Raw genomic sequence first — 14,498 nt, forward strand, 5'->3', positions numbered from 1 at the left:
ATTTTAAAGCGCTTTACGCTTCGAAAGTAGCAAATAAAAAAGCTAAATCTCGGCGTCGCCCGCACGGTCGCCGCATGTGAATGAGTTTGATTTGGTGAACTTGCGAAGCGCGAATTAGTTCCGTGCCGCCCCATAAATTTTGTGCTGCCTCGCGGTCGAAATTCTAAAATTTAAGGAATTTTGGAATTATAAATTTTAAAATTTCAAGAATTTTAAAATTTCAAGAATTTTGAAATTTCATAAATTTTAGGATTTTAAATTTTAAAAATTTTATAAAAAAGGATAGCATTTGAACGGCTTTAAAACTTTACTATCGCGCTTTAAGCCCTATTTTAGGGATTATAAGCCGCAGTTTGCATTGGCGATTTTGGGTATGGTGATGACGAGCGTGGCGACTGCTGCGAGCGCAAAGCTGGTCGAGCCCGTTTTAAATAAAATTTTCGTCGAAAAAAACGAGCCGTATCTCTATACGCTTCCGATCGCGATCATCGTGGTTTTTGCGATGAAAAGCGGCGGCGCGTTTATGCAAAACTACTTTACCGCCTTCATCGGTCAAGACACGGTGCGCCGCTTCCGCGATAGGCTCGTCGCAAGCCTCGTGCGGCTGGACGTGGATTTTTTCAACCGCTTCCGCACAGGCGAGCTCATCAGCCGCACGATCAACGACATCGAGCGTATCCGCGTCGTGGTTTCGAATATGATCCCCGATTTTTTCACGCAGATCATTACGATTTTGGGGCTTTTGGGCGTCGTGATCTATCAGAGCCCAAAGCTCTCATTTTTCGCGCTCGTAGTCTTTCCGTGCGCGATATATCCGCTTTCGCGCCTTGCAAAGCGGATGAAAAAAATTTCGCGCGAATCTCAAGAGAAAACCTCCGATATCTCCTCGGCGCTCAGTCAAATTTACTCCAACATCGAAATCGTTAAAGCAAGTAACGCCGAGAGCTTTGAAGTGGAGAAATTTAACGCCGAAAACAAGAAATTTTTCGGTCTAAATTTAAAGGCGGTCGTAACGACGTGTCTGGTAAGCCCGATCATGGAGATGCTAGGCGCAGTGGGAATCGCCGTGGTGATCATCGTCGGAGGGCAGGAGGTCATTGCGGGTCAAATGAGCATCGGCAGCTTTTTCAGCTTCCTTACGGCGCTTTTTATGGTCTACACGCCGATAAAAAAGGTCTCATCGCTCTACAACAATATGCAAGACGCCATCGCGGCGAGCGAGCGGACGTTTGAGCTCATAGACTTGGAGCCTACGATCGTAGGAGGCGGAAAGCAGATGGGTGAGATCGGCTCGGTGAGCTTTTGCGACGTGTCGCTAAACTACGGCGACAAGGCGGCGCTAAAAGACATAAGCTTCAGCGTCAAAAAGGGCGAAATTTTAGCGCTCGTCGGAAATAGCGGCGGCGGCAAAAGCTCGGTCGTGAACCTGCTGATGCGCTTTTACGACGCAAGCAGCGGTAAAATTTTATTTAACGGCAACGACGAGATCGGCGAGTTTAGCATCCCTAGCCTGCGCGAAAATATCGGTCTCGTAAGTCAGCGCGTCTATATTTTCAACGACACGATCGCGCAAAACGTAAGCTACGGCGCGGAATTTAACGAGCAGCGCGTCATAGAAGCGCTGAAGCTTGCCAACGCCTATGAGTTCGTAAGCTCGATGAGGGATGGAATTTACACCGTGCTTAGCGAGTTCGGCGCAAATCTTAGCGGCGGGCAGCGCCAGCGTATCGCCATCGCGCGCGCGCTGTATAAGGATCCGCAAATTTTAATATTCGACGAAGCGACTTCGGCGCTGGATAACGCAAGCGAAAAGGAGATCTCAAACGTCATCGAAAAGATCAAACAAAGCAAAATCGTCTTTGTAATCGCCCACCGCCTCTCCACGATCGAGCGCGCCGATAATATCGCCGTGATGAAAAACAGTCGAATACTTGCTATCGGCACCGACGCGAAGCTGACGGGCGAATGCGAGGAGTATCGCAGCCTAAAAGGGATAATGCAAAACGGCTAGAATTTTAAATTCTGCGCCTTTTGCGCCCCGGTTTTGCTCTATGAAATTTTGAATTTTTAGTTTTGAAGTAAGTCGCATAAATTTATCTGCAAGGATTGAAATTTTATTTTGAAATTTAGCCGCGCGGATCGCTGCTTTAGCTGCAGTGCTTTTTAATAAAGCTCATCTCTTTGATGCGACGAGGCACGACTACTAGAGCTTTAACGTTTGGATTAAAATTTTATCTCAAAATTTCAGCGCTTCGTTACGAGCTGCCTCTAAATTTAAATGCTCGCGCCGTTTTAAAACCGCTGCGGTAAAATTTTATCGCACGCTGGGCTTTTGGGCGCTACCTGCACCTGATCTTAGGCATCTGCGATAAAATTTTAGCTTTATTTTCCTTTATAAATTTTCGCATCTTTTTAAAATCTCTATCCGAATCGAAATTTTTCGCGTATTGTACAAGTATAAGTCCACAACTTTGCATATCTGCAACCATTAGATCGACTTCATATTTATTGAAATTAGGATCTCCGGGGGTAGGCGGATTAAGGATCGCTATTACGGCTTGCGTAGGGCTAGTTTTTATGATATCAAGGGAGCGCCACTCATCTTTTTTTCTTACTTCATTGGACTTCGCTATCGTTTCATATATCCCGTATATATACCCATCGATACTTTTTACATCGCCGTAGTACGATATGGACACGAGCTTACTCCATTTATATTCCTCCTCATCGCTTAAATAATAATATGCCGCCACGAGATTTTTATACTTTTGAGTAAAAGTTTCTCCATCTATCATAATGCTTTGTGGTAGTTCGATTGTGCTATACGCTTTCTTTACTTCGGGGGTTTCCGATCTATACGCCTTACCTTGAAACGCCGCACACCCACCAAATATCGCCGTTAGTAAAAATGCGATTAGAATTTTTAATCTCATACATGATCCTTAAAATTTTTCAGATATTTTGCCATAAAAACCGAGCTTTAATCAATAAAAGGCTACAATAACGCCAAATTTAATTCCAAGGGAAAGTCATTGTTTGAATCTATGCGCGCGGCACGCTCGCTAAGCCCCCTATTTCTGGGGATTTTCTTTATGTTTATCGGCGACTCGCTAGTCATCGCAAGCGCAGGCATCATGCTAAAAGAATCCGGCCACAGCGAGCTTGAGATCGGAGCGATTTCGGCGTTTTTCTTTTTAGGTGCGATCTTTAGCGGCTTTTTCGTGCCTTCGATAATCGGCGCGCTCTCGTACGTGCGGGCATACGCGGTCTTTACGGCGCTTTTCGGAATTGCTGCAATGCTGCACGATCTAGGCTCAAACCTCGTGTATTGGGCGATTTTGCGCTTCATTTTGGGCTTTTGCTACTACGCGCTTTTGATGATAATCGAAAGCTGGATCAACTCAAAGATCACAAACTCCATCCGCTCCCGCGTGCTGGCGATCTACGAAGCGGTTTTTTACGGCGCGTTTGCGATAGGAGTTGCAATTTTAGCGCTAAATTTCGGAACGATGAAGGTCTTCGTGTTAAGCGCGTTTTTCATCATTCTGGCGCTGCTGCCGGTAAATTTAATCCGCTTCAACCCTCCTAGAGTTCCCGCTCGAATGCGAGTTTCGATGCCACAAATTTCGATTGTGCCGCCGCTTGCGTTTGCGACGGTGGTTTGCGCGGGCATTTTGATTAACGGCTTTTTTTCGATGGCGAGCGTTTTCGTGCTAAGCGCAGGGCTTGGAGTGGGCTCGGTGGGCGCATTTATGGGATCGGCGATGGCAGGAGGCTTCTTAGCGCAGCTCGTCTGCGGCACTATTTCAGATAAGTTCGGTCGCAAACGCGCCATAATGATGGTTTGCGCCATCGGCATCGTAGCCTGCGCAGCGCTATTTTTTGCCAAGAGCTTCATCCTAACGTGCGCACTTGCGCTGATGTTGGGATTTGGCGCCTTTCCTTTGTATTCGCTTGCCATCGCGCGCGCAAACGACTCCATCACCGGCGAGGGTGCATCTCGCGTGCAAATTTCAGCGGCGATGCTCTTTATCTATTCGAGCGCGTCGCTCTGCTCGCCTTTGATCATCGGCGCGATGATGAAATTCTTAGGCGCAAACGGCTTTATCTGGGTATTTTTCGCGGCGATGAGCTTTTTATTTATATTTGCTATCTTTCGCCCCGAGATCGCTCCGAAAAGATAGCGAGCCTGATTTTAAATTTTTTCGTAGATCAAAAATTTATAATAAAACGCCGCGATTGCGAACATAAAGCCCATGCCAAAGGTGATTTGCGAAAGCGAAAATCCAAGCTCGAAAAAAAATCCGATCGCAGCCGACACGAGAGTGGCGACGATGAAATACGCCATGTCGTTGTAGGCGATAATGCGCCCGAAAAACTCCCTGTCGACGTGGCTTTGTAGCTGCGTAAAAGAATACGACCACACCGTCGTGATGAAAAATCCCGCCGCAATCATGCCCGCAAACGAAAGCCAGTAGTTAAACTCCAGCGCCGCCCACAGCGCGATGCCCGCAAACTGCCCCAGCAATAGCCAAAAATAAGTGTGTTTATTTACGATCTTGCTTAGCCATATCTGTCCGAAAAACGCAGCCGCCGAGCGCGACATATTCATAAGCCCGATGACTAGCGAGGCGCTTAAAATTTCTTTGTAGCGGTATTTCGCAAGAAGCGCGATGAGATTATCGTAGGTGGTGACGGCGACAAAGGCGTGAAGCACGATGAGATGCACCACCAAGGGATGCGAGCGCAGGTAGGAAAAGCCCTCTTTGAGCATCTTAAACACGGGCTCACGCGCGTTTCTTGCGAGGTCTTTAAAATTTAGCCGCAGCAGGATGAAAAATGAAAAAATATATAAGCAAAAATCCAAAATAAATGCCGCTCGCACGCCGAAATAGTGGATAAAAATACCCGCACTCGCCATGCCGAAAGTATATGTGATCGTCCAGATAATGCCCGTCATCTCGTTAGCAAGCTTGAGATAGGGGCGGCTTAGGAATTTCGGCAGCGTCGAGGATTCGGTCTGAAAAAACAGCGTGCCTGCGACGCTTCGCACGACCACGATCAAAAGCAGTAGCCACAAATAATCCAAGCTATCGATAAAAATCAGCATGAAAATACTGATCATCTCGGTTATAAACATCGCCGTCATCAGCGGCTTTGGTTGAAATTTATCCACGATGATGCCGTTGATGGGCGCCAAAAAGACGTTCGGCACGAACGAAACGACGCCCACCGCCGTAATCGCCCACACCGGCGCGCCAAGCTCAATCAGCAGCGTAGCGACCCCGACGACCGAAAACCACAAGCCGAACATACATATAAAACCTGCCGAAAAGAGCAGGCGGTAGTTACGCGAATGTCGAAGCAGCACGATGTATCTGATCATAAAATTTTATCCCGTAAATTTAATATAAAAAATCTAGCGAAATTGTATCACGGCGCGCCTTAAAAGCCAAAATAAGCTAAAAATGCTATAATTGCGAAATTTTAATTCAGGAGTGAAAATGGAAGGGTTCGTAACTACGGTAATAGTATTTTGTGTCCTAATCGCGGCAATTCTAAAGATGGGGGTCAAGATCGTCTCGCAATCGGAAATTTTGATTATCGAGCGGCTGGGTCGCTTTCATAAGGTGCTCGACGGCGGCTTTCACATCATCGTGCCGTTTTTTGACGCGGTGCGCGCGAAAATGAGCGTGCGCGAGCAGCTCGTGGATATAAGCAAGCAGCAAGTCATCACCAAAGATAACGTCAACATAAGCGTCGACGGTATCGTGTTTTTAAAAGTCATCGACGGTAAGATGGCGCTTTACAACGTCGAGGATTATCGCCGCGCGATTTCAAATTTAGCGATGACGACACTACGTAGCGCGATCGGCGAGATGAGCCTAGATAGCACGCTTAGTTCGCGCGATCAGTTAAATTCCAAACTGCAAATCGCTCTGGGCGACGCTGCGGATAACTGGGGTGTAAAGATCATGCGCGTGGAGATCTCCGAAATTTCGGTACCGCACGGCATCGAAGAGGCGATGAATATGCAGATGAAAGCTGAGCGCGAAAAGCGCGCGATCGAGCTTAAAGCCGAGGCGGAAAAAGCGGCTCTCATACGAAACGCCGAAGCGCTAAAGCAGGAGAAGGTGCTTGAAGCCGAGGCGATCGAGCGTATGGCGGATGCGAAAAAATACGAGCAGATCGCGCTTGCACAAGGTCAAAAAGACGCGATGGACAGTATAAATTTAGCGATGAGCGCTTCCAGCTTTGCGGCGGAATACCTGCTCGCGCAAGGTCGCGTAAACGCCTTCGGCGAGCTGTCCAAAAACCCGAGCAAGGATAAAATTTTGATCCCTTACGAAACGAGCGAGCTTATCGGCTCTCTTAGCGTGCTTAAAGAATTCCTAAGCAAAAACGGCGCGAAGGAGCTCAAATGAACGCGCTGATTTTTATCATAATCGGCGTGATTTTAGCAATCGTCGAGCTTTTGGTGATGGATTTTACCTTTATATTTTTCAGCGCCGGATTTTTCATCACGGGGCTTTTGAGCTTCGGCTTTCATCTTGATTGGGATGTGCAGATTCTACTTTCGTTCGTGCTTTCGTTCGTGCTTCTGATCGCATTTAAAAAGCCGCTAAAGTCGCGCTTTTTCAAACCAGAAGAGAAGCATAAGGATAATTTTTTAGACGAGAGCGGCACCGGCATCGTCAAAAACGGCATGGTCTATTTCAAAGGCACGTTTTGGAAAAGCGATGAAATTTCGGATCTTAACGAGGGCGACCGCGTCGAAATTTTAGGCGTAAAAAACGGCCAGATCGTGATTAAAAAAGATAGCAGTCGAAATCCTAGCGGCGCAGACGGGATAAATTTAAATAACGGCGACGCAAATTTAAGCGGCGCGGACAGCACGAGTGCCGACGATAAAAATTCTAACGCCGCCGCAAGCAAAGACGCGCGAAGCTCTGGCGCTAAAGAAGAAGCGCCCGTAGATCCGAAGGAGGCGTAGAGTGAGCGCTAAAACCGCACCGAAAAAAACGATCAACAGCAAAGATGAAATTTTAAAATTTTTATCGTCGCAGAAAAAGAGGCTTTTTGCGGTTGGCGTTACCGAGCTAGGACTTTTCGGCAGCTACGCCAAAGATAGCGCCGACGCGTTTTCAGACATCGACATCGCGGTCGAAACCGACGGGGCAAAAATGGTAAAAAATTTAGGAAACCCATTTTCGGCGCTGGCCTTTTTAGACGATTTTAAAAAAAAGCTATCCTGCAAATTTAATGCAAATGTCGATCTGTGCGATACTACCTTTTTAAGTCGCGAAGAAAAAATGAAGCTGCTGCAAGGAGCGATTTATGTTTGAAAAATCAAGCGTAGAGCGATTAAAAAAAATATCTGATAAAATTTCATCTATCCTAAATAAATGCGAGGGCGGCGTAGCGCAAGCGCTTGCCGACGAGGACGTTTTGCAGCCCGCGATAATGATGCAGTTCATCAATATCCACGCCCTGCTAAAGGGGCTGCAAGAAAGCAACGATTTGCAGGCTTTGGCGATCTTTAGCAAAGATGAAATAAGAGCTATCAATGCCACTGGAAATATCGCTTCTCACGAATACGAACGGCTAAATTTTGAGCTGATAGAGATAGCCATCAAGGACTATCTGCCGACGCTAAATCAAAAAATCACCAGCGCACCAAAGCCGTATCGCAAAGGCAAATCGGAAGGATAAATTTGAAAAGACTAAGTATAGATGAAGCCCTAAATTTAATAGAGCACGCCGATCTGAACGAGCTTGGGCGCGCGGCGTTTGCGCGCAAGCGCGAGCTGCACCCGGAGCGCGTCACGACCTTCATCATCGATCGAAACATAAACTACACCAACGCCTGCATGATAGATTGCAAATTTTGCGCATTTTACCGCCATGCAAGCGACGCGGATGCCTACGTGCTGAGCTTTGAGCAGATCGGCGAAAAGATCGAGGAGCTCATCGCCGTGGGCGGTACGCAAATTTTATTTCAAGGCGGCGTCCATCCGAAGCTGAAAATCGAATGGTACGAGGATCTGGTGGAGTTCATCCACAAAAATTACCCGAGCATCACGATCCACGGCTTCTCGGCGATCGAGATCTATTATATCGCGCGCCTTAGCGGCATCAGCACGCTCGAAGTACTTCGCAGACTGCAAGCTAAGGGGCTCTACTCGATGCCCGGAGCCGGAGCCGAAATTTTAAGCGACCGCGTGCGAGAGCTAGTAGCGCCGCGCAAAAGCGACAGCGCCACGTGGCTTAGAGTGCACGAAGAGGCGCACGGCATCGGTATGAAAACGACGGCCACGATGATGTTTGGCACGCTTGAAAGCACGCGCGAGATCGTGGAGCACTGGGACAAAATCCGCGAGCTGCAAGACCGCACGGGCGGCTTTCGAGCGTTCATTTTATGGAGCTTTCAGGGGCAAAACACCCGCCTTTTGCGCGAGCATCCCGAGATCAAAAAACAAAGCCCGAACCGCTACCTGCGCCTGCTCGCCGTCTCGCGGCTATTTCTGGATAATTTCAAAAACATCCAAAGCAGCTGGGTCACGCAGGGCAGCTACATCGGGCAGCTGGCGCTGAAATTCGGCGCGAACGATCTTGGAAGCACGATGATGGAGGAAAACGTCGTAAAGGCGGCAGGCGCGAGCTTTCGGATGAGCAAGGACGAGATGATAGCGCTGATCCGCGACATAGGCGAAATACCCGCCAAGCGCAACACCAACTACGATATTTTGGAGACGTACGCTTAGGGCGTGAGCTTTTGCGTGTTTGCGGCAGAAATTTATGCGCTTACGGCGCGAATTTAACGGCAAAATTTGTCTTAAAACAGATAGCGAATTCGCGATCGCGAGCGTGGAATTTTGTAACGGAATTTAAAATTTTGGTATCGGTACGGGGTTAAATTTACGGGCGCAAGCGGAATTTGCGCGGTAAAATTTCATTTTGCTGCGAAATTTCACCTTAGAATTTTTCGGACGCGAAATTATACGCCGCAAAATCAATGCGACGGAGACGGCGTGTAAGAGATATTTCGTTTACAACGCTTGCCGTATTTGGGCGCGGATATATTTCGTCTCATACTGCGAATACGGCGCGGCGTTTCGGGCGCTGAAATTTTACAAAACGTGCGGCGCGATTAAATTTTAAGCAGGACGAGTAAAACCGTCCGAGCGTAAAATTTTAAAGCGAGTTTGAACGAAATTTTAAAAACAAGCCCCGGCGCAAATTTAAAAAGCGACGCGGCTACGTCAAAATTTTAAAACTGCGCCTACAAGAGCGATAAAATTTAAAAATTTTATAAAGGAAAACGATGGAAAAAAAAGAGATTTCACTTAAAACCAAAGGCGGCAAGAGCGCTAAAATCGACTTTTTGTATCAGTTCGACGATTCGCTGCCGGTGGCGAGCTTCAAGCTAATTTTTAAAGCAAGCGGCGCGGTGAGCGAGAAGATCGCGGGTCTTGCGCGCATCTGCGCGGGCGTTTTGGGCGAGGGCTCAAAGACGCTAGGAGTAAGCGAATTTCACCGCAAGCTCGATATCCGCGCGGTCGAGATCAGCGCCGCGAGCAATTTTGAGACCTTCGGCATCCAGCTAAACTGTCTAAAAGAGCACTTCGATTTCGGCCTAGACATGCTGCGAGAGCTGCTTAAAGAGCCCAATTTAACGCCCTCGGTACTCGAAAAGCTAAAAATGCAAACCATAGGCGAGATCGCCGTGCTAAAAAGCGAGTTCGATTACATCGCGACGTGCAACCTAAAAGCGCTTCTGTATCCGCGCACGAGGCTAGAACGGCCGCTCATAGGCGACGAGGCGAGCATAGAGCGGATCACGATGAAGGATGTGCGGGAGTTTTTCGCCTCGCTGAGTTTAGAGAATTTATACGTCGTTTTATGCGGCGACGTGAGCGATAAAAACCAGAAAATCGCGGAAATTTTGAGCCTCTTTGCAAGCGGCGAAAAGCGCGAGCTGCCGTTTTTCACGCCGAGCGATGCGAAAAAAATAAAGATCAAAAAGGAGCAGACGCAGCAGGCATACATCTACTTCGGCGCGCCCTTTACGCTGCCAAAGGAGCAGGAGTTCATCGCAAACACCGCGCTTTTCGTGCTCGGAAGTAGCGGTTTCGGTAGCAGGCTGATGGAGCGCATCCGCGTCAAACACGGGCTTGCGTATTCGGTCTATGCGCGCGGCGATTTCGAGCTTAGCCGCCGCGAGTTTTGGGGCTATCTGCAGACGAAAAACGAAAATTTACAAAACGCCGCCGCGCTCGTAAAAGAGGAGATCGCGAAATTTATCGCCTCGGGCGTGAGCGAAGCGGAGCTAAAAAGCGCCAAAAAATTCCTGATCGGAAGCGCCGTGCTACAAAAAGAGACGATGTTTAAGCGCGCGGCGATCGCGCAGAGCGAGTATTACAAGGGCTACGCATTCGGCGAGTTCGAGCGAAATTTAAAGCGCATCGAGACGCTAAAACTAGGAGCGCTCAACGATTTCATCAAGTCGCACGACGAGATCATGAACCTAAGCTTTTCCGTCATTTGCGACGAGGTCGCCGCGAAAAAGGGGCTTGAAATTTAGCCCGCCGCGGCGCGTATCTGCGGTCGGCATAAATGAGTAAATTTTAAATTTATAAAGCGGTGCAGACGGCGCTAAATTTTACTTTTGCGCTGCGTTTGCGGACGGCTTGTGCGTTTAAATTTAAAACCGCGCCTGCGTCGCGTTAAAATTTGCGGGCTTTATATGGGCGGTAAAATTTACGAGCCTTATAAGAGCGGCTAAATTTAAAGGCGCCGTGCACGGCTCGGTAAAATTTCAGCGCGCAAAATCAAAGCGCGATTTCGCACGCCGTTTGTAAGTCGCGCCGTAAAATTTAAAAAGGCGCGCGGTGGCGGCTGCCGTAATTGAATTTTTGCGGTTCGCAAATCGCGCTGTGAAATTTCAAGCGATCACGCTATGTTTAAAACCCGGTGCGCGCCGCAAAGTACGGCCGCTAAACAAAACACGCGCAAGGCGGCAAAATTTACAGGTACAGCCAGAGAGCAAATTTGCCGCAATGGGCGAAATTTTAGCCAAATTTAGGCAAGCGTTCGATGCGGCGCATAAAATTTTGATCAAATTTAGGCGAGCGATTCCACTGCGGCGCATAAAATTTCGCAGCGCGAGGACTTAAACCTATCAAATTTAAAGGATGAAAATTGATTTTTGAAGCAAAAGACGCGGCGGCACTGCAAAAGGCGGGCATCACGACGCTTTTGGATCTGGCGCTGCTTCTGCCCAAAAGCTTCGACGATCTAAGCGTGGGGGACGCGCCCTGCGCGGGCGAGAGCACGGCGGAGGTCGAGTGCCTCTTCCAGCACAGGCGCGGCTCGATGCTCATCGTCACGGCGCACTGCCTCAGCTGGGAGCGCGAGATCAAAATCGTGATCTTCAACGCCAAAAACTGGCACTTCGGCGCCTTTAAGCGCGGCAAAAAATTTTTCATCCACGGCAAATGCGACGAAAGCTTCGGCTCGTGGCAGTTCGTAAACCCAAAAATCGTAAGCGAGCCGGGTAGGATCGCGCCCAAATACAAAGCCGCGCTGAGCGACGCGGCGGCGCAAAAGCTGATCAAAAAATATCTAAGCGCGGGCGTGCTTTTAGGCTGCGGGCTGCGCGCGGACGAGGCGGCGGTACTGCTCGCGCTACACGAGAGCTCGCCGCGCAGCGTGCGAATGCTAGCCGCGCTAAATAGGCAGCTCAAGGAAGGCGGCGCGGAAAATTTCGGCGAGCACGACGACATTTCAAACAGCGGCAGAATTCCAAGCGGGAATGAAATTTTAAGAGGCGAAATTCCAAGCAGCGACAGAATTTTAAATGATGACGGAATTTCGGATAACGGTGAAATTCCAAGCTCGCAAAACTCGGTCGCTGAAATTTTAAACGGCAGATCGCAAAATGATGAGATTTTTGAAGGTAAAATTTCAAACTATCCGCGAAGCGGCGGAGCTCTTGCCTGCGAAGCAAGTCGAAGCGCGGCGAATGAAATTTTAAGCGGAGAAATTCCAAAGGGCGCGGAGACTTCACTTCTCCCGAGCCTCCGCGACGGCGAGATTGCGAGCGATGAAATTTTAGACGGCAAGGAGTGTCAAACGCACGATGCAGAAATTTATAACGACGAAAATTTTTACGTTCAAAGCGATGATGATTTTCTTGCCGCATACGGCGCGAAGGCGTGCGGAGATGAAATTTCAGACGATCTCAAAGCCGACAATGACGCGGCTGCAAGCGGCGATAAAATTTCAAATGACCTAGTATCCGATGTCCAAGCGGCGGCACGACCAGCAGACGCTCAAGCTGCGACCGCGCAACCCATGCTAGAGCATGTCGCGACCGAGCAGTCCGTAGCCGCACAACAAAATTTAAGTACCCAAGACGTAGATACGCGACTCGCAGCGGTTCAAACTTCAGACGTTCGAATCGCAGATTTGCAACCCGTAACCCCCCAAACTCAAGAAGCAGGTATGCAACCCGCATCAATCCAAACTTCAAGCCAAGTAGCGAGCCAAGCCGCGACTACCCAAATTTTGAGCACGCAAGCTACAGGCGCGCAGCCTGCAAGCGATCAAACCGAAAATCTTCAGGTAGTAGCCACGCGAATCGCAACTGCAGAGCCTATGATCGCTCAAAATGCAAGCGATGCCAAAACTGTCCATGCCGCCAAGGCCGCACCGATGAGCGCTTCGCGCGATTGTGCCACGCAATCTACGCATTATCAAACTGGAACTATCCAGACCGCAGCCACCCAAGCTACAACCGCCATACCTACAATCGCTCAAATTGCAAGCGACGCTGGAACTGTCCATGCCGCCGAGGCCGTACAGGCTGCAGCCGCCGCATCTATGAGCGGTGCTGCGATTTTGCGTACGCTGAAATTTGTCGAAATTCTAAACTACTTGCAAAAGCTAAGCGCGAAAAAAACGAGCTTCCCTGCGCAAATTTACCCATTGCACGACATTTCGGATTGGCTTACTTCGCTTCCTTTTGAGCCTACGCGCGATCAATTAAGCGCGATAAAGGACATCGCTAGCGATCTGCAAAGCCCTCTGGCGCGCCGCCGCGTCGTCATGGGCGACGTAGGCAGCGGCAAGACGCTCGTCATCCTCGCGAGCGCGGCGATGAACTACCCGCGTATCAGCTATCTGATGGCGCCTACGAGCATCTTAGCCGAGCAGATTTACGCCGAGGCGCGCCGCTTGCTGCCGCCGCAGATCAAAGTCCTGCTCGTAAAAAGCGGCGATCGCGAGCCGAATTTCGCAGGCACGCACCTTATCATCGGCACTCACGCCCTGCTCTACCACGAGCTCGCGCCGTCAAATCTCATAATGGTCGATGAGCAGCACCGCTTCGGCTCCAACCAGCGCGAAAAGATCGCGCGCCTAACGGGAAGCGGCGAGTTTCGCGCGCATTTCATTCAGTTTAGCGCCACGCCGATACCGCGCACGCTGAGCATGATCCAGTCCGAACTCGTGAGCTTTAGCTTTTTAAAACAGCTGCCGTTTGAAAAACAGATCAAAACCAAAATCCTGCAAAACGACGGATTTACGGGCTTTATGCAGGATCTGCGCTGCGAGCTCGCCGCGGGCAATCAAGCGATCATCGTCTATCCGCTCGTGCAGCAAAGCGAAAGCTCGGTCTATCAAAGCCTTGAGGAGGCGGCGCCGTTTTGGAAGGCTCAGTTTGGGGACGTGCTGATCACTCACGGCAGCGACAAGGACAAAGAGGAGATCCTGCGCCGCTTCCGCGACGAGGGGCGACTGCTGATAACCACGACGATCGTCGAAGTGGGCATCTCGCTGCCGCGGCTTAGCGTCATTTTAATCGTGGGTGCCGAGCGGATGGGGCTCGCGTCGCTTCATCAGCTACGCGGGCGCGTCGGACGCAAGGGCCAGGCGGGGCGCTGCTACCTCTACACCAAGCTCAAATCTCCGCCGCAGCGCCTGCGCGAGTTCGCAGCGACGCTGGATGGATTTAAGGTCGCAAATATCGATCTGAAAAACCGCCAGGGAGGCGATCTGCTCGGCGGCTCGGTGCAGCATGGCGCGATGTTTGCGTGGTATGATTACGAAGAGGACGTGACGGCGGCGGCAAAACAGCGACTGAAAGACATAGGACGGGGTGCATGAAATTCTACGAGATGCGATAGAATTTAAACGTAATTTTAGTCGCGGCAAAATTTTACGAAGCAAATGCGATTATGAGGTAATGGGCGATCTGATATAAAATTTGAAATTTCACGGCGCAGATTACATCTGATAAAATTTAGAGCTTTACCAAGCGTCGTTTGCTTTTAATTTCTAAAATTTATGCAACTTAAAGTCCAAAAAAAAGGAGAGTAAAATGGCTTACGTGACCTACGACAAGGCAAAATGGCACTGGGGCGCAAAAAATGCGCCGACGGATATCCCGCAGGAAAACGGCGCGACGCACATCGCGTTTTTCTTCCGCTGGTGCA

At 49.4% G+C, this 14,498-nt stretch carries 11 protein-coding genes; 9 read left to right on the forward strand and 2 right to left on the reverse strand.

All coding sequences use genetic code 11. The annotated features are described in order from the left end of the window. Nucleotides 1–289 precede the first annotated feature (289 nt). Nucleotides 290–2,011, forward strand: a complete 1,722-nt coding sequence (locus Q0144_RS00900) for an ABC transporter ATP-binding protein (RefSeq protein ID WP_298060955.1) — start codon at nt 290–292, stop codon at nt 2,009–2,011. 328 nt (nt 2,012–2,339) lie between these two features. Here the strand turns inward: Q0144_RS00900 and Q0144_RS00905 are convergent, their stop codons facing one another. Next, on the reverse strand, nt 2,340–2,933 hold the full coding sequence (locus Q0144_RS00905) for a hypothetical protein (protein WP_298060956.1): 594 nt from the start codon (nt 2,931–2,933) through the stop codon (nt 2,340–2,342). Between the two features lie 99 nt (nt 2,934–3,032). Here Q0144_RS00905 and Q0144_RS00910 point away from each other — a divergent pair, with 99 nt between their 5' ends. After that, nucleotides 3,033–4,184 carry an MFS transporter gene (locus tag Q0144_RS00910; protein ID WP_298060957.1) on the forward strand — a complete coding sequence of 384 codons (1,152 nt, stop codon included), beginning with the start codon at nt 3,033–3,035 and terminating at the stop codon, nt 4,182–4,184. A gap of 11 nt (nt 4,185–4,195) precedes the next feature. On the opposite strand, the gene Q0144_RS00915 is transcribed toward Q0144_RS00910, so the two are convergent. Next, nucleotides 4,196–5,386: an MFS transporter gene (locus Q0144_RS00915; RefSeq protein ID WP_298060958.1), complete on the reverse strand. Its 1,191-nt coding sequence runs from the start codon at nt 5,384–5,386 to the stop codon at nt 4,196–4,198. Nucleotides 5,387–5,504: 118 nt separating this feature from the next. Between Q0144_RS00915 and Q0144_RS00920 the strand changes: the two genes are divergently transcribed. From Q0144_RS00920 to recG, 7 genes are all read left to right on the forward strand, one after another. Next, nucleotides 5,505–6,425, forward strand: a complete 921-nt coding sequence (locus Q0144_RS00920; protein ID WP_298060959.1) for a stomatin-like protein — start codon at nt 5,505–5,507, stop codon at nt 6,423–6,425. After that, complete coding sequence (locus Q0144_RS00925; protein WP_298060960.1) at nt 6,422–6,994, forward strand: NfeD family protein; 573 nt, start codon at nt 6,422–6,424, stop codon at nt 6,992–6,994. The genes Q0144_RS00920 and Q0144_RS00925 overlap by 4 nt, the downstream gene beginning before the upstream one ends. A gap of 1 nt (nt 6,995) precedes the next feature. Further along, a complete protein-coding gene (locus Q0144_RS00930) occupies nt 6,996–7,346 on the forward strand; it encodes a nucleotidyltransferase domain-containing protein (protein WP_298060961.1) in 351 nt (116 codons plus the stop codon). Then, on the forward strand, nt 7,339–7,713 hold the full coding sequence (locus Q0144_RS00935) for a 2-isopropylmalate synthase (protein ID WP_298060962.1): 375 nt from the start codon (nt 7,339–7,341) through the stop codon (nt 7,711–7,713). Before Q0144_RS00930 ends, Q0144_RS00935 begins: the two co-directional genes overlap by 8 nt. Nucleotides 7,714–7,715: 2 nt before the next feature. Continuing rightward, entirely contained in the window at nt 7,716–8,765 is a 1,050-nt protein-coding gene (locus tag Q0144_RS00940) for a dehypoxanthine futalosine cyclase (RefSeq protein WP_298060963.1), read from the forward strand. A gap of 560 nt (nt 8,766–9,325) precedes the next feature. Further along, complete coding sequence (locus Q0144_RS00945; RefSeq protein WP_298060964.1) at nt 9,326–10,585, forward strand: pitrilysin family protein; 1,260 nt, start codon at nt 9,326–9,328, stop codon at nt 10,583–10,585. 2,132 nt (nt 10,586–12,717) lie between these two features. Then, entirely contained in the window at nt 12,718–14,169 is a 1,452-nt protein-coding gene (gene recG, locus Q0144_RS00950; RefSeq protein WP_298060972.1) for an ATP-dependent DNA helicase RecG, read from the forward strand. The last annotated feature ends 329 nt before the right edge of the window (nt 14,170–14,498 follow it).

The organism is uncultured Campylobacter sp. (assembly GCF_938045345.1).
Taxonomy (GTDB): Bacteria; Campylobacterota; Campylobacteria; order Campylobacterales; family Campylobacteraceae; genus Campylobacter_B.